The sequence below is a fragment of the Microcoleus sp. w2-18bC1 genome, assembly GCF_036700365.1.
GTDB lineage: Bacteria > Cyanobacteriota > Cyanobacteriia > Cyanobacteriales > Microcoleaceae > Microcoleus.
In genome coordinates, this window is sequence record NZ_JAUBOS010000063.1 from 19,909 (window position 1) to 35,762 (window position 15,854).

The 15,854-nt window shown below is 47.5% G+C and carries 12 protein-coding genes; 6 read left to right on the top strand and 6 right to left on the bottom strand.

The features are described from left to right. Window positions 1-57: 57 nt before the first annotated feature. The 4 genes from dapB (at window position 58) to QT979_RS23480 (ending at window position 2,428) form a co-directional block, all read left to right on the top strand. Window positions 58-885: a 4-hydroxy-tetrahydrodipicolinate reductase gene (gene dapB / locus QT979_RS23470; protein WP_333213001.1), complete on the top strand. Its 828-nt coding sequence runs from the start codon at window positions 58-60 to the stop codon at window positions 883-885. A 94-nt stretch (window positions 886-979) separates the two neighbouring features. Further along, window positions 980-1,690, top strand: coding sequence for a phosphate ABC transporter permease (locus QT979_RS23475; protein ID WP_242723651.1), 711 nt, complete (start codon window positions 980-982; stop codon window positions 1,688-1,690). 233 nt (window positions 1,691-1,923) lie between these two features. Further along, on the top strand, window positions 1,924-2,088 hold the full coding sequence (locus tag QT979_RS29130; protein WP_445304810.1) for a DUF4160 domain-containing protein: 165 nt from the start codon (window positions 1,924-1,926) through the stop codon (window positions 2,086-2,088). Next, window positions 2,069-2,428 carry a DUF2442 domain-containing protein gene (locus tag QT979_RS23480; RefSeq protein WP_333311845.1) on the top strand — a complete coding sequence of 120 codons (360 nt, stop codon included), beginning with the start codon at window positions 2,069-2,071 and terminating at the stop codon, window positions 2,426-2,428. The genes QT979_RS29130 and QT979_RS23480 overlap by 20 nt, the downstream gene beginning before the upstream one ends. 82 nt (window positions 2,429-2,510) lie before the next feature. On the opposite strand, the gene QT979_RS23485 is transcribed toward QT979_RS23480, so the two are convergent. The 4 genes from QT979_RS23485 to QT979_RS23500 all read right to left on the bottom strand — a co-directional run bounded on the left by QT979_RS23485 (window position 2,511) and on the right by QT979_RS23500 (window position 11,851). Beyond that, the gene (locus QT979_RS23485; RefSeq protein ID WP_333152258.1) at window positions 2,511-3,134 is read right to left on the bottom strand and encodes a precorrin-8X methylmutase; all 624 of its coding nucleotides are present in this window, start codon (window positions 3,132-3,134) and stop codon (window positions 2,511-2,513) included. Between the two features lie 121 nt (window positions 3,135-3,255). Beyond that, a complete protein-coding gene (locus QT979_RS23490; protein ID WP_333082425.1) occupies window positions 3,256-4,062 on the bottom strand; it encodes a TPM domain-containing protein in 807 nt (268 codons plus the stop codon). 299 nt (window positions 4,063-4,361) lie between these two features. Beyond that, window positions 4,362-9,836 (bottom strand): WD40 domain-containing protein, encoded by a 5,475-nt coding sequence (locus QT979_RS23495; RefSeq protein ID WP_333213126.1) that lies wholly within the window; start codon window positions 9,834-9,836, stop codon window positions 4,362-4,364. A 683-nt stretch (window positions 9,837-10,519) separates the two neighbouring features. Continuing rightward, the gene (locus QT979_RS23500; protein WP_333213125.1) at window positions 10,520-11,851 is read right to left on the bottom strand and encodes a P-loop NTPase fold protein; all 1,332 of its coding nucleotides are present in this window, start codon (window positions 11,849-11,851) and stop codon (window positions 10,520-10,522) included. 338 nt (window positions 11,852-12,189) lie between these two features. Here QT979_RS23500 and QT979_RS23505 point away from each other — a divergent pair, with 338 nt between their 5' ends. Together QT979_RS23505 and ftsZ are read left to right on the top strand one after the other, a co-directional pair. After that, entirely contained in the window at window positions 12,190-13,092 is a 903-nt protein-coding gene (locus QT979_RS23505) for an FtsQ-type POTRA domain-containing protein (protein ID WP_333213124.1), read from the top strand. A gap of 370 nt (window positions 13,093-13,462) precedes the next feature. Continuing rightward, window positions 13,463-14,737, top strand: a complete 1,275-nt coding sequence (ftsZ, locus tag QT979_RS23510; RefSeq protein WP_190660599.1) for a cell division protein FtsZ — start codon at window positions 13,463-13,465, stop codon at window positions 14,735-14,737. A gap of 113 nt (window positions 14,738-14,850) precedes the next feature. Here ftsZ and QT979_RS23515 read toward each other — a convergent pair whose 3' ends face one another. After that, window positions 14,851-15,630, bottom strand: coding sequence for an MBL fold metallo-hydrolase (locus QT979_RS23515; RefSeq protein WP_333213123.1), 780 nt, complete (start codon window positions 15,628-15,630; stop codon window positions 14,851-14,853). After that, on the bottom strand, window positions 15,627-15,854 hold a 228-nt coding region (locus QT979_RS23520; RefSeq protein ID WP_333311846.1), incomplete at its 5' end, for a hypothetical protein. The genes QT979_RS23515 and QT979_RS23520, both read right to left, overlap by 4 nt.

Genomic DNA, 15,854 nt, shown 5'->3' on the forward strand with positions numbered 1-15,854 from the left:
AAATTCCCACAAGCGTTAAAATTTAGTCGATCAAACTTTCAGGATATTTTTGAGATTATGGCGAATCAACTTCCGATTCCGGTGATTGTTAACGGTGCTGCAGGCAAAATGGGCCGCGAAGTAATTAAGGCGATCGCCCATGCTAGTGACATGACCTTATTTGGAGCTGTAGACCGCTCTCAGTCGTGCCTCAACGCCGATGCCGGCGAAGTAGCCGGATGCGGCCCGTTAGAAGTTCCCATCACTGACGACTTGCAAGGAATGCTGGTATTAGCAGCTCAGGAAAAGCAGTTAGGAGTGATGGTAGATTTTACGCACCCTTCGTCTGTTTATGAAAACGTGCGATCGGCTATAGCTTACGGGATTCGCCCCGTAGTCGGCACTACCGGATTGAGCAGCAAGCAAATTGAAAACTTAGCTGAATTTGCTGATAAAGCGAGCACAGGGTGTTTGATCATACCCAATTTCTCGATCGGCATGGTTTTGCTCCAACAAGCCGCCGTCACGGCATCTCAGTATTTTGAACACGTAGAAATTATCGAGCTGCACCACAATCAAAAAGCCGACGCTCCCAGCGGTACGGCAATTCAAACTGCCCAAATGTTAGCAGAGATGGGAAAAACTTTCAATCCTCCAGAAGTTGAGGAAACCGAAAAATTAGCCGGAGCTCGAGGTTCACTGGCGGATGAAGGGATTCGCATTCACAGCATCCGTTTACCCGGTTTAATTGCCCACCAAGAGGTAATTTTTGGCGGCGCCGGTCAAGTTTATACTTTACGACACGATACTAGCGATCGCGCTTGTTATATGCCCGGAGTCTTGCTGTCTATACGCAAAGTCATTGAATTGCGATCGCTCGTTTACGGTCTGGAAAAAATCTTGTAGGTAATTGGTAATTGGTAATTGGTAATTTGTTACTACTGCCAACTGCCAACTGCCAACTGCCAACTGCCAACCGCCAACTGCCAACTGACTAATTATGCTAATTCCATTAACCCGCGAAACCTTTCAAGAACTAATTCCCGCCGTCGCCACGGGAGCGCAATATAAATATATCTGGGGAAAACCGCCCGATTTTTTGAGGCGAATGTTAATCTCTGCCGTCACCGTAGTTTTCCTCCTGGTAGTTTATAACTTCGTCGGTTCCGATGTCGGGCCGCTAGTTTTAATCACCGGATTGATAGCTGGTTTGTACTGGCTGTGGGGGCCGATTTTGTGGGCGAGTTTGCGGAATGCAGAATGCCGCAAATATCAATACTGCGGTTTTTGGCAAGGACGAGTTTTGGATATATATATTACAGATGAAGTCACAAGTCAAGAAGAAACAGTCAATCAAAAAGGACAACTCGTAATAGTTGACAACCTAGAACCACGAATCAACTTAGAAGTTGGCGACAAAACCGGATTTACTACTACACTTCGAGCTCCATTGCGGAAAGATCATCAAGGAATTGTCCCCGGCCAAGCTGCTTTAATGTTAATTATGTCAAATCAAGAAGATTTAGGCAGAATTGCCAAAGTTTCAGATATTTATATTCCCAGCCGTGACGTGTGGGTGAGCGACTATCCTTATCTGCGTAGGGATTTGTTTGTAGAGATGAGCCAGCAAATTAAAAAAGGTAGGAAAAAAGACCGCGATCGCACTAATCAAAGCAGAGATGTAAAAAGGCGATCGCCCGCTGATTATTAATATTGATAGTAAGCTGTTTAGCATTTAAACTGCGTATTTCAGAGCCTGAAACCCTTTACTGGCCTAGATAGCCTCTGAGATTTAAATGGTGAACAGCTTAGCCACAAATTCAAGAGCAAATGCAGGTTAAAATTCTGACAAAATTCACAAGATAGCGGCTAATGCCTGCGGTTTTTTAGGTTAGCCCCTACAGTTTCATCTTTTTTAGTTCCGATCGAGGCGAACCCGCCCACATTCATGTTACGCGCGATCGGCAACTTGCCAAATTTTGGATGAATCCTGTATCTCTAGAAAAAAATATAGGCTTCAAAGAGCATGAATTAAACCAGATTGCTCGTCTTATAGAGGAATATGAACAAATATTGTTGGAGGCTTGGCATGACTACTTTGATCCTTGAAACAGAACCCCTCGTAATTAAAGTCACGGTGACAGATGAAAAAGTAATTGTGGACTTAGTTGATGGTCGCAGTTTGAGTGTTCCCTTAGCTTGGTATCCCCCTTTGTTGCACGGTACCCCGGAGGAAAGACATAATTGGCAGCTACTTGGAGATGGTTATGCCATTGAATGGGTTGATTTAGACGAACATATTGGAGTTGGAGGTTTGCTAGCCGGTCGACGCAGCAGTGAAAGTCAACGATCGTTTGAAAGTTGGTTAATTAACCGCAAGACTGATCTAAATAATCCAGAACGACTAATAAGTAGTAGGACACAATTAATTACCCAAAATACCGCCTAAAAACCTTGCCTCTTCAAAAGGCTTGATGTAATTAATTGTGTCCGGTTACTTAACTAATAACTAATGACTGCTGACTTGTCGATCAACTGTTTCCCTCTTGCCCATAAGCTTGCCAAGCCAAATCCACCAGCCCGTTAACAATAGCCACAGCCACCACCGCAGAACCCTTGCGGCCCTCAATCCGAATGTGAGGAATCATCGAATCGTGCAGCCGTGACTTAGCCACGTCAACCCCCACAAACCCAGAAGGAGTCCCAATCACCAAAGCCGGTCGAATTTCCTCCGATTCAATCAAATCCACGATCGCCGACAAAGCAGTTTGAGCCTGGCCCACCACAAAAATCCCTTCAGGATAGCGTCTTGCCAAAGTTTCAATCCCCCAAGCCGCCCGCGTCCTTTCCTTTTGGGGGCGTGTCAAAGCCTCCATCGAACAGTAAACCGGATTCGCAAAGGTACTTTGGATTTGTGGCGTAATGCCCACCTGCACCATCGGCACATCTACCACGATCGTAGTTCGAGCAGCCAAAGCCGCCGCCCCAGCCTGCAAAGCCTGATCGGAAAAACTAATTAAAGACTTGTACTCAAAATCAGCAGTAGCATAAATCACGCGGCGGACTATTTCGTACTCCGCCGCGGAAAAACCGTGGTCGCCAATTTCGTTATCGATTAATCCCAGACTCTGGGCATCGCTTACGTGCCATTCCATTTGTTGGATAGCTGTCGCCTCTGAGTTGTCAGGTATCAGCTTACCAGCTTTTAGTCATTTGTTGACTGGTGAGTAACATCTACCAACTGCCAACTGCCAACTGCCAACTGCCAACTGAAAACTAAGTTTCCGACGATGAAGAAGATTTGCCCAACACCGGAGTCAGGAATGCCACCAAAACTCCGATCGCAAAACCAGCCACATTCCGAACCACAGGCAACCAGTCAGAAGTCCGAGTCACCACCGGCCCAAGTCCGAAGGCGAAAAACAGAATGCCCCACAGCGGCGAAAAAATCAGCGCCCACTGCCAAGCCACAACCTGTCCCGGCTTCCGAGGTTGAGCCGCAAACCCGCAGATGACGCCGCCAACCACCGAGGTAATTAACGTCAGAACCCACTGTTCCCTCGGCAAACCGGGAACCACGCGGCATCCGCCCTGACGCAAACAGCCTTCTATCGACTCCAAAGATTCAATAATTGCTCGATCTTCCCCATTGTCCCGCACAAAAAATTGATTACCGTAGCGGGTTTGCAGTTCCACCCAAAAAGTGCGAGGCAGCAGCGGATACAGCGAGTCGCCCACATTAAAATTGAGCAAATTGCCCCCTCGGGGGTCAGCAACTAGCAACACACTCTTGTCATCTAGCCCCCAATAGCTTTTGACAGCCAAACCGGGCGTGCGATCGTACTGAGTCAGCACTCGCAGTTTCCAGCCGGTTTCGGCTTCAAATGCCTTTAAATTTTTTGCCAAATTTTGTTCTTCAATATCTGTGAGGGCTTTAGCTAAATCAATGATCGGCGTCTGAGTTGACGGCAACAAATCGGGATTATTGAAAGCGTGGGCTGCTGGTGCGATCGTCCACACGGACAAAGCCAGACAAAATGCGACAACAGATGCTAGAAATTTTCGCGGGAAAAGCTGTGACATAGGAACTTATAATCCGGGTCTTAATTGTGAATGCTAGCTGGTGGTCTTAACCAGAGGATAAGAGAAAACTCATATTTCTTTACAATTATTTACTTTACAGGAAGCCGAGAGCAAGGGGAAGGAAAAAATAGTTTTTGAGAAAGGGGGAGGGGGAGGGGGGGAGAGAGGGAGAAAGTAGCGATCGAGCTCATCAAGGGGGTGAGTAAAATCTAAAATGCACTGAATCCCCCAATCGAAAATCTAAAATCGAAAATCTAAAATCGACTGAATCCCCCAATCGAAAATCTAAAATCGAAAATCTAAAATCGATTTGGTTTTGCCCCAACGCCCTCACAGAGACCCCGATCGCGATCGCTCACATTAGGATTAGTTCTCAGATAATCCCCCACCCAGTCGCAGCCCCTCACCAACAAATCATCAAGATCCAAATTCCACAAAATCACCCGATTATCTCGGCCCGCAGAAGCCAGAACCTTCCCATCCGGGCTAAAACTCACGCTCATCACGCTATCCTTGTGACCCGTCAAAGTTTTCAGCAAAGTCCCGCTGCGACTCCAAAGCTTCACCTTATGATCGTAACTACCCGAAGCAACCAACAAACCATCCGGGCTAAAACCCACGCTAGTCACGCTGTCGCTAGAACCCTTCAGCAGCGTCGCCACCAAAGTCCCATCTACCTTCCACAATTTCACCGAATTGTCGTAACCAGCCGAAGCCAGCATTTTGCCATCAGGGCTAAAAGCAACCCCCAACACAAAACTGTTGTGAGCTCCTTCAAAAGTTCTCAGCAAACGACCATCCCGATTCCAGAGTTTGAGAGTACCATCATCGCTGGCAGAAGCCAGCATCGAGCCGTCGGGACTGAAAGTCACCCCAGTCACCCAGCCTGTGTGTCCCGTCAAAGTCTTAATCAGCCTGCCGTTTCTAGTCCAGAGTTTCACAGTCTTATCCTTGCTAGCCGTTGCCAGAACCTCGCTATCGGGGCTAAAACTCACGCTCATCACGCTATCGGCGTGGGCGTCGAGAGTGAACAGCACAGAAGGCGAACACGGGAATAGCGGAGCCGAAGGACAAGGCAGAATATTATTCATGCCATCTTCTGTCAAACTCCAGACTTTCACCGTTTTGTCGTAACTCCCAGAAGCAAGTAGCTGGCCGTCGAGGCTGAAACTGACGCTGGCGACTCTCTGAGTGTGTCCTTCCAAGGTTTCTAGCAAAACTCCCGTGCGACTCCAGAGTTTGATAGTTTTGTCCGTAGAAGCAGAAGCCAGCCTTTGGCCGTCGGGGCTAAAAGTAACGCCTTGCACCCGGTTTTGGTGTCCGTCGAGGGTTTTGAGCGGCACGTCATCGAGTCGCCACAGCCTGATAGTTTTGTCAAAACTTGCCGAAGCCAAGGTTTTGCCTTCCGGGCTAAAACTCACCTGAGTAACTCGATCGGCGTGTCCCTCAAAAGTTCTCAGTAAGCGACTCTCTGGTTTAATGTTGCTAGCATCGGTTGGGCGTTTGTCGCCAACACCAGCAAGATTCCAGAGTTTGACAGTTCCGTCTGCACTTCCCGAAGCAAGTGTTTGACCATCGGGGGAGAAACTGACACCAAATACCCACTTGCTGTGTCCCCGCAAAGTTGTTAGCAGTTCACCTTTTTTAGCTGGTGTTGAATTTTCTGTTGGTGGGTGTTTGAGTGCAGCGATGCTCCAGATTTTTACAGTTTTATCTTCACCCGCACTGGCGATCGTTTCACCATCGGGGGAGAAACTGACGGTGTAAATTTTCGAGGGTTGTTTGTTTTCGCTGTGCCATAAATTAGCGATCAACCGGCCGTCAGAACTCCACAGTTTCACAGTACCGTCATCGCTCGCCACAGCGATTATTTTGCCGTCGCGGCTGAAGCTTAGCCAATTTACGGGAGCAAATTGTTCGATCGTTCGCAGCAGCGTGCCATCGGTTTTCCAAAGTTTGATAGTTTTGTCTGTAGAGCCACTGGCGATCGTTTGACCGTCCGAGCTAAAAGCAACGCTGGTAACGCTATTAGTATGCCCTTTGAAAGTTGCCAGCAAACTGCCGTCATTTTGCCAAATTTTGACAGTTTTATCTAAACTTGCCGAGGCTATGCTTTTGTTATCGGGACTGAACGCCACACAGGAGACACTGTTAGTGTGGCCTTTGAAAGTTGCCTGCAAACTGCCGTCGCGCCGCCAAAGTTTGACTGTTTTATCTACACTGGAAGAAGCTATTGTTTCGCCGTCTGGACTGAAGCTAAGACCCCAAACTACATCGCCGTGTCCTTCCAAGCGGTTGCGTTCTTTAACTCCATAAACTGCCTGCTGCAGGGCGGCAGAAATCAGAATTTCGGTGTCTTTGAGAGTAGACATTTGTTGGGAGTGTTCGATCTGTTTCCACTTTTTACCAGCTCTCAAACTTTCCATCATGGCGTCAAATTTGTTGTTTGAGAAATAAAGTGCTTCAGAAGCGGCTGTCAGGGTACTGATTTCCGCTCGCTGAGTTTGAGCGACAGCTAGCTGTTTTTGACCCACAGCCCGCCACCAAAAGTTTACGGCGGCGATGGTGGAACTGGTTAGCAGCATGACGCCGATCACTGCTAATCCCAGCAGTTGTTTGAGAAAAGTATTGGCTCGGTAGAGCTGTACTTGACTCATTTTTTTGTCTGCTTCTGCTTTGTGCAGTCTGGCTTCTAAGCCGAATCTTTGGCGGATCGGTCGCACTAAATAGTCGTGTACTAATTGATAGCGGTCTTCGGGCGCTTCCCGTAGCAGAAATAGCAAACCATGACCAACTAAAATGTCTAAAATTAAGTCGAGGTTGTCGGTTTTATTTGGTAGGCTTTCAGGGTCTTTGGCGAACTGTCGCTGTAGGGAAATTCTGTTTCTGCCGATCGCCGATAATTCGGTTTCGCGGGCATCGACTGGCTGCTGACCTGTAACTAACGAGAGTTCGTGTTTGGTTTTTATCAGTCTAACGCCTCTTTCATCTGTCAGAGAAAACAAGATTTTCCAAGCTGCGTCTTCGTTAACTGGTCCACAGTCAGAGATGACTCTTTCGAGCGATCGTTTCACTAATTCCGCTTTGGGATTGTCCCCCAACTGCTGGTATTGTGCTAGACTGGTAATACCTTCTTCTTGCAGTTGCGCTCCTACTACCTGCAATTCGATTGGTCGCACTTCTTGCAGTTCGTCTGCTAAATCTTCTACGAAGGCATCGATCAGTGCCGGCTCTAAATAAAATTCTGCCCGTTCTGTTAAGTGTCCGATGACAGCCCGCGCGTCTTTGATAGAAAAACTCCGCAGTTGGTAGCGGATGCTTTTGTCGAGAATATTATTGTTAATAGCATCAAGATTTGGGAAGCGATCGCAATCTAGTAAGTAGTGCAAATAATCTTCGCGCAAGCACAGAATTATTTTGACATAAGGCAAATTCAAAAACAAACGCAAAAAATTATAAAAAAGTTGTCTTTGTGCCACTGAAGTCGAAACAAAGAAAAACTCTTCAAATTGATCGAAAATCAGCACAGTCAACAAATTATTTGTGGCATTTTCGCGCAACTGCTCTATAATAAAAGAAGAGACTTCCGAGCTGCGAGCAGGAATAACCGAGCAACTTCTTTTGTGGATTTCCTGTAGTCCTTTCGAGATTAATTTACTTTCCTCTTCGGCTTGTTTGTCGTACAGTGCGCTGTTCAAAGCATTTTCTAACTCTACCAACCAGTCGGTGTAAACTTTGACTACTACGGGCAATGTATCGCGCGCGCCCGGAGTAATATTTTTCAAAGCTGGTACTAAGCCGGCATTGACTAGAGAACTTTTCCCGACTCCGCTGGGCCCGTGAATAATAGTTAATTTATGGTCGTCCCTGCTAATTCTTTCTAGCAAGCTATTGATATCTGTTTGCCGCGAGTAAGCTGTCATGGAGGCTGCGATGGCAGCTTGGTTTTGAGCTGAGGGGCCTGAAGGATTGACCGCTTGGCGCTGCTGCTGCAATTGGCTGGCTCCGATAAAAGCTCTAAATCCGTATTGATATTCGATCGAACGCTGGGTTTTTTTAATCCGAAACGCTTTAAGATACTCTCCCTGCTCGAAATAAACCGCTTGCAATTCCGTCAAAATATCGATGTAAAGTCGGGGGTCGTACTTCGGCTCGCTTTGAGATTGAGCCAACTCCAAAGAATGAACCGCGGCTTCCCACTGCCCTAGCTGTCGCAAACTTCTGGCTAAAAGTAAAAGATACGAACTCCTGTCGGATTTGGGATGTTGGATTTTAGATTTGGGTTCGTTACTTAACTCGTTAGAACCCACAATTTCTGGATAATTTCCCTCAAAGCCCAATCTCAAATCTTCAATCAACAATCTCAAATCATTAGGCGTTTGATCCAAAATCGCCAAAGCCAACTCGGCTAGTTGGCGGGCTTGACTCCACCTCGACTCTTGCAGGGCAACTTCAGCCAAAAAGCCGTAATCTTGAGCTAGTTGGCTGGGAGTACCGTAAGTGAAGTGCAACTGCAAAGAATTTTCAGCTAATGCTTGCAACTCTCCCCAAGCTTTCAGGCGCTGCAGCACTTCTCCGAGGTGTGCTGTCACCTCAGCTACCAATTCCGGGCGTGAGGCAAGGGAGAAAGCGTTTCTAGATTTTTCCAGGCTAATCCACGCTTGTTCCCAGTGCTGGCGGTTGGCTACCGGGTTTCTGGCTGCTTGTAAGCGGTGACACAGGGCTATGTGAAACAGCACTATGCCTTCTCTCTCTAAAAATAAAATTTTGGGGACAGGATTCGACAAGGAGGAGAAGGTTTCTGGGTTTTCGGAATGTTCCAAGTTTGCTAGTTCCCAGTTGCCCGTTTTCTGCTGCCAAAATACTAAACTTTCTTGGTAGTGAATTAAGGCAGTTTCGGTTTGGTCGCTGACATAGTAATCTCGACCGAGAACGAATTGCAGGCTGGCTTTGAGGGCGGGTTCTAATTCTTCACCGCGATTTTGTAAATCTCTTAAAGCTAATTCTAGTTCTCGGCGTGGCAAAGAGCCGATCGCCAAATCGAAGGTATTGCCCGGACTCAATGGCGAATAGGAGTGGACATCTGATTGTCGTCGGTTTTGTGGCCGTGAGTTAAAAGTTAGAAAGCGTTCTCCAGGGCTGATTTCGCGATCGAGGTCGCTTTTTTCGCACTGGCTTTCGCAGGTCTCACAATTAGCGATGGTGCTGACGTTGCTACTGGCGAGTTCTTGATTGAGTTCGCCTATTTTAAAGATAGTATCGGCTCGCCTAGCGAGAAAATTAATTAATTCGTCAACGCCCATTTCAAATTTAATTGTGGCTGCGGCCCAACTTTTGAAATCCGGGGCCAGACGAATCATTTTGGTCACGATGTCATCTGTTACCCACAAAATCACTGGGCAGGAAAAATTTTTGCGAAACTCGTCTCGCACTTGATTGGTAGAAGCCATCAGTTCGTCGATCGCTACTACTGTTTCTAAACCAAATACCATCAAAGCCGAGGCAGAAACCACAGACGAGTACCCCTCCTGGAAAGTGCTTGCCTGCAGAGTAGTGTAAAGGGTTTTGACTGAAGCTGGCAGGACGATATCTTGAATTGGAACTGGGGACACTTCTCGCAGCCGCTGCGCTATTTGCTGGCGCAACTGCTTGTAGTTGCAGCGCACCAAAATTAGCGAGAATTGGTGTTGAGACATTGTGATTGACCTGACCAGAGTTTTGAGCGATCGCTCGTTGTAGTTGGCAGTTTCTTGTACCTTAATTAGATCGGTCATGCGCGCACCTCTTTTGCATTAATCAATTACCTAACGCTCGCCAATCGTGACTGAAAGCGTATCTACTTAGACAGCGCCGTCTCTGTCTGACGCCTTATCTCTGTATAAATACGTAGTTTTTCCTACTTGTTCTATCAATACTTACATAGTTATTAGATCCAATGTAAAGATATCATACCTCTCAATCTCAGAGAATGCTAGACTTCCCAATAAAATTTTAAGGTTATCTTAGATATTTTTATTCAGCTATACATAAAAGACTACAGATCATAAATAGCCAACTGCTAAGTTCACGATCATACCGACGGCTAGCTATTAGTAAACAACTCCGATATATCTGTAGCAGGCATTTAACACAACCGCAAAAAAGAATGTCGTCCGGGATGGGATTATGTGAAATTAAGAGCAACAGGTAAAAACAGACATAGGGGGTATGACATTGCAGATATGAGAGTTGAGAGTGGGGAAAGTCCTTAGTGGCGGCAAGGTTGTACACGACAATAACATTCACCGCCTATAGCCAGCATTCAACAGAAATCAGCCAGTGGCAAAAACCGCTGACTGATTTCTTTATTAAATTGTAAGATTTCGGAGTTGTGAGCGATGAATTTTCAGTTAAATACTTTCTAATTCCCCTGTGGTTAAGGGTTCTTAGAGTCACGAAGCTATCTCAAACATCCCAACTATTTTGCTTCAGTGCGCTGCAGCCACTCCTTATATTTTCTGGTTTCTGCTAGGGCTGGATTAATCCCAAACCAACGACCTTCTTGATCGCGGTATTCAAAGACAAACATACTTCGCAACAAGATTTGAGACTCTTCTTCGCCAGTTACACTTTGTCGCTTGACGACTTGAAACAGCAATTCCCATTCCAGGTCATTGATGGCTCCCAAAAGGTCATCGCGATATTCTTGAATGACGCTTTCGAGGCATTCGCGAGAGAAGGGAGGGTCTTCGTGCTGCAAACAGCTATACAAAAGCATCAGTAGATTGCGAACGTGACCGCCACTAATCCGACAAAGCCGATCTAAAGTTTCGGGAGAGTCAAACACCTGGGAAATCAAATCAATGCGTTGATCGGGAGCAACTTTCGGGAAAGCTCTAGCTAATACTAGCTGCCGCAGCAGTGCCATTCCTTCGAGGTGGTCTTCGCCCGATCGCACTTGCACTGGTACCATCGGCATCACCTTGGGCTTGACTCCAAATCGACTGGCGAGGCGGCCGAAGTCGTTGGAAAAAATCAAAGTCAGGGGAATCGTGTAGACGACATGGCAATTAAGTTTTTTCAACTGTTCGCCGCGGTCTAAAAACAAGTATTCTGGCTGGGTGCGTCCGCTGGGTTTGAGGGAGGCGTCGAGGCGATCGAGGTTGTCAACGATGACTGCGAGTCCTTTTTTGCCTTGCTGCTTGAGTTCGGCGTTAGCTTTGTTGAGGAGTTCTTCGTTGATCGACTGCAAAATGCTGTTGGTGCGGGGTTCGAGATATTGCCTAAGTTGCGATCGCAGTTTGGGAGAGTCTTTAGTTTTAGCAGTAACTCTAGCAATGCCTACAGATAACTCGGCTTCCGCGGACAAATCTATGGGAGTCTGCAAAAATTCTGCCACTTCTGCAAACAGATTGGTGAAATAGCTCGGTCTGAGTTTGATTTTAGCAGATTCCATAGTTTCGCTGACTTGGCGCGCAATGCTCAGCAAAATATCGCTGATGTCTACATCACCCATGTCTAAGTCTTGGGAAGACTCGAAGTAGACGACGCAAAAACCCTCTTGCTCTAACTCAGCTTTCAGCCGAAACAATTCCGTAGATTTGCCACAGCCGATATGTCCTGTAAATAGCTGACAGGTTGGCTCGTTGGGGGAGATGCGGGTAATGGTTCGCTGTAAAGATTCAATGATTTTGCCGCCACGCACGGAACCAAAATCAATGTAGTATTGATAATCCCCTGGGTCTCCCGCAACAAGGGTCTTGCTGGGGTTGCAGGCTTTATAGAATCTGTCTAATTCGAGTGCGATCACAATGGAAGCCGAATAAAAGTTAAAAAAGTTAATCGAAAGTCTAAACTTTCTTTAGTTGAGTTTAGTTTGATTTGTAACCTTTTGCCCTGTGGGGTAATGCCCTAAATACCCAAAGAACCTTGATCTAGTAAGGGGTTTTCCCGGCGCTGGAATTGAGAATTTTTAATTAATAATTTTTTATGACTGAGCGGGATCAGTGATATTACTGATATCAACAGGAGTATGGGTAAATTTGCGGGGATCTGGTTAAATGGTAGGGGAAAACAGGGTTCAAGAGAAAGAGATTAAACAGTTTTGAATTTGTGCTAATCCTTAATTCCTATATTGTCAAGACGTAGATGGCTAGTTTTGGAGCGGTTTCTCAAACAGAGTTAGGGCGCAGGCGCCAAAAGTTGCGGCAGCAGAGGCGCGCTCGATTGGCGGCTGTTGTGTGGCAAATGCTAGCAGCGAGCGCAATCGCTGGAGGTTTGCTGTGGTGGATTGCTCAGCCGGCTTGGTTGATTGCCCGATCGGAACAAGTGAAGGTGGAGGGCAATCAGTGGCTGTCGGATAAGGCGGTGCGGTCTTTGGTGCCGCTGTCTTACCCGCAGTCGCTGTGGGGGATTCAACCGCAGGCCCTGGCCGAAAAGCTGGAGTCAACGGGGCCCATAGCCCAAGCGAAGGTGACTCGTAACTTGTTTCCGCCAAGTTTGACTATAGAAGTGGCAGAACGCCTGCCAGTGGCGGTGGCCCAGCCGAATACGGTGTTGAGATCGAACAGTGACAAGGAAAAAGTGGGGTGGCTGGACGCTCGCGGAGGTTGGATGCCGTCGGATAGTTATACTGCTGCACGATCGCAGAATAGTTCGATCGGGTCCGGCAGCATTCCGGGAACGCAGCCTCAGCGTTCTTTGCCCACTTTAAAAGTCATTGGGCCTTTGGAACAGTATCGCGCCTCTTGGCCGAAGTTTTACCAAGGACTCAGCGGCTTGACGGTGAAAGTGTTTGAGATTAATTGGCAAAACCCGAACAACTTGATCTTGAAAACAGAGATCGGTACCGTACACTTAGGGCCTTACAGTTCCAGGACTGCGGAGCAACTTAAGGTTTTAGACCGAATGCGACAATTGCCAAAACAGCTAGATTCAAGCAAAATAGCCTACATTGACTTAAAAAATCCTGCTTCGCCGATCGTCCATTTGCCCGAACTACCCGGCAGTTTGGAGAGTTCAACTCCGGCACCCACTCGCGCCCGAAATTGATCCTCTGTCAACAAAAGGTAGAAGGCATCGATCGGACGGCAGAATTTTTAGCCATCAGGATCAATACGCAGCACTGGAAATAAGGACTGTTTTTTGATATCGAGTCGGGAAAAAAAATCTGATTTTTCTTTCCATCCCGATGCCTCTGAGGCTAGTATCCATTTTTTTTCCTTCTGCCTTGCTTACAACTGCCTTAATCCGGTCAAGTACCTGGATGGCGTCAAGCGAGGTCTGGGCTAGCGAGGTCTGCCAAATCCGAGATTGCTAACATTAAGCATCGACCAGTGTTAGTTTTTCGCGCAACTTAGCCTATAGTTGATTGTGAATTGGCGTTTAGTTAAAAAGCTGTAATCTACTATCCCCGACTCTAATGAAGCTTAATAATAGACAGGGGTCTGACCAAGACAGTCCCCCTTCGGAAGAAGTAAAAAATTTTCCGGTGGCTGCAGATTCCGCCAATCCCTTTAGACGCAAGTCTGGTTATGTAAATGTAGATAGTATTGATATCGATCCTATGGTCAATCCCAAAGACATAATGCCCAGCAGTGCCGCCAAAATCAAAGTAATTGGCGTCGGCGGCGGTGGGGGCAACGCCGTTAACCGGATGATTGCTAGCGAGGTTTCTGGTGTCGAGTTTTGGTGCGTGAATACAGATTCCCAAGCTCTGGTTCTCTCAAATGCTCCGAAACGCTTGCAAGTCGGACAGAAGTTGACGCGCGGTTTGGGGGCAGGGGGCAATCCGGCGATCGGTCAAAAGGCTGCGGAGGAATCTCGCGACGAGGTTGCTAATGCTCTGAATCATGCGGATTTGGTATTTATCACAGCCGGCATGGGCGGCGGTACCGGCACGGGCGCGGCTCCGATCGTGGCTGAGGTCGCTAAGGAAATGGGCGCCTTGACTGTAGGGATAGTGACGCGGCCTTTCACGTTTGAGGGACGGCGGCGCACCAGCCAAGCTGAGGAAGGAATTGCGGCTTTGCAAACTCGGGTGGATACGCTGATCGTGATTCCTAACGACAAGCTGCTGTCTGTGATTTCCGAACAAATGCCGGTACAAGAGGCTTTTCGAGTTGCTGACGATATCCTGCGCCAAGGGGTTCAGGGTATTTCTGACATTATTACTATTCCCGGTTTAGTGAATGTTGACTTTGCTGACGTGCGGGCAGTAATGGCAGATGCGGGTTCGGCTTTGATGGGCATCGGCGTGGGTTCTGGCAAGTCGCGGGCTAGGGAGGCTGCGATGCAGGCTATTTCTTCGCCTCTGCTGGAAGCTTCGTCTATTGAGGGCGCTAGAGGTGTGGTGTTTAACATCACTGGCGGTACTGACATGACGCTGCACGAAGTGAATGCGGCGGCTGAGACGATTTACGAGGTTGTCGATCCGAATGCCAATATTATTTTTGGAGCGGTAATTGACGAGCGGCTTCAGGGCGAAATTAAGATTACTGTGATCGCTACTGGTTTTTCGGGGGAAGTTCCTTCGCCTCCGACTCCGGGGCGGACGCAAAATGTTAATGCTCCTTGGCGGGCTGCAACTGTGCCGACGACTCCTGCTCAACAGACGCCCGATCCGAAAGCGAAACCGCCGCAGGATTTGGGATTGGATATTCCTGAGTTTTTGCGTAACCGTCGCCCGCCAAGATGATTTTAGATTTTAGATTTTAGATTTTGGATTTTGGATTTTGGGTTGAATCTCCAATCTCCAATCTCCAATCTAAAAAATCGAAAATCTCCAGTCGAAAATCCCCAATCGAAAATCTAAAATCGAAAATCCAAAATCTCCAAGGTTTGGCCTGGTTCGGGTTCGAGGAGTTGGGTGGAGAGGCCGGATTTTGCTAGTAAATCGCGAAATTCGGGAATGCTGCCGATCGATCGCACTAACATTGGTAAAATGCCTGTGGCTCGGATGTCTCCCGCCGCTGTAGGCAGAAAAAACCGAGGTTTCAGTGTTTGGGCGAGGCTGATGGCTTCCGAAGGCCCGATGATGACTTGTCCGAGGAATGGGAATATTTGACCGATGACTGGGGCGATGGCTACGTCTACTGTGTCTATTTTCTGTTTGACTTTTTCTAATGGTGGCAGGTGCGGTTCGTAATAAAGTGTCTCGCCGCTGCTTAAATCTTTGAGCAAGTAGCCGTTTTCTTCTTGTCCGGGCCCAATTTCGGCTCCGGGTACGGCGGTTATTTGTAACTTTTCTTTAAAATTCAAGTCTTGCCAATTTGCTAAAGATGTGATATTGGTGTAGCCTAAACTGCTGAGGACTTTGGCGGCGGTGGGTGAGGCGATCGCGGGAATTGTACGATCGAGCAATTCGAGTGTTGGCCTGTGGCAGTGGTCGTCTAATCCTTGGGAAATTAGGATGAGGTCGATCGGCGGTAAGGTGCTGGGAGTGAAGGCGACGGGGGTGTTGTGGTAGGCGGTGAACAGCCAGGGTTGACCGTAAAATACGAGCGGATCGACCAGCCAGGGATCGACGAGGATGGTTTGGCCACAGATGTGGAAGATCCAAGAGTTGAGGTCGATTCGGGTGATTTTCACAGTTGTTTGCAATAATTCTTTACATTGGTTTTAATCATAGCTAATTTTGTTTGGAGAATTTTAACCGCAGATGAGGGCGGATGAGCGCTGATGAACGCGGATAAGATGGGATTTTGTAACCGCAGATGTGGGCGGATGAGCGCTGATGAACGCGGATAAGATGGGATTTTGTAACCGCAGATGTGGGCGGATGAGCGCTGATGAACGCGGATAAGATGGGATTT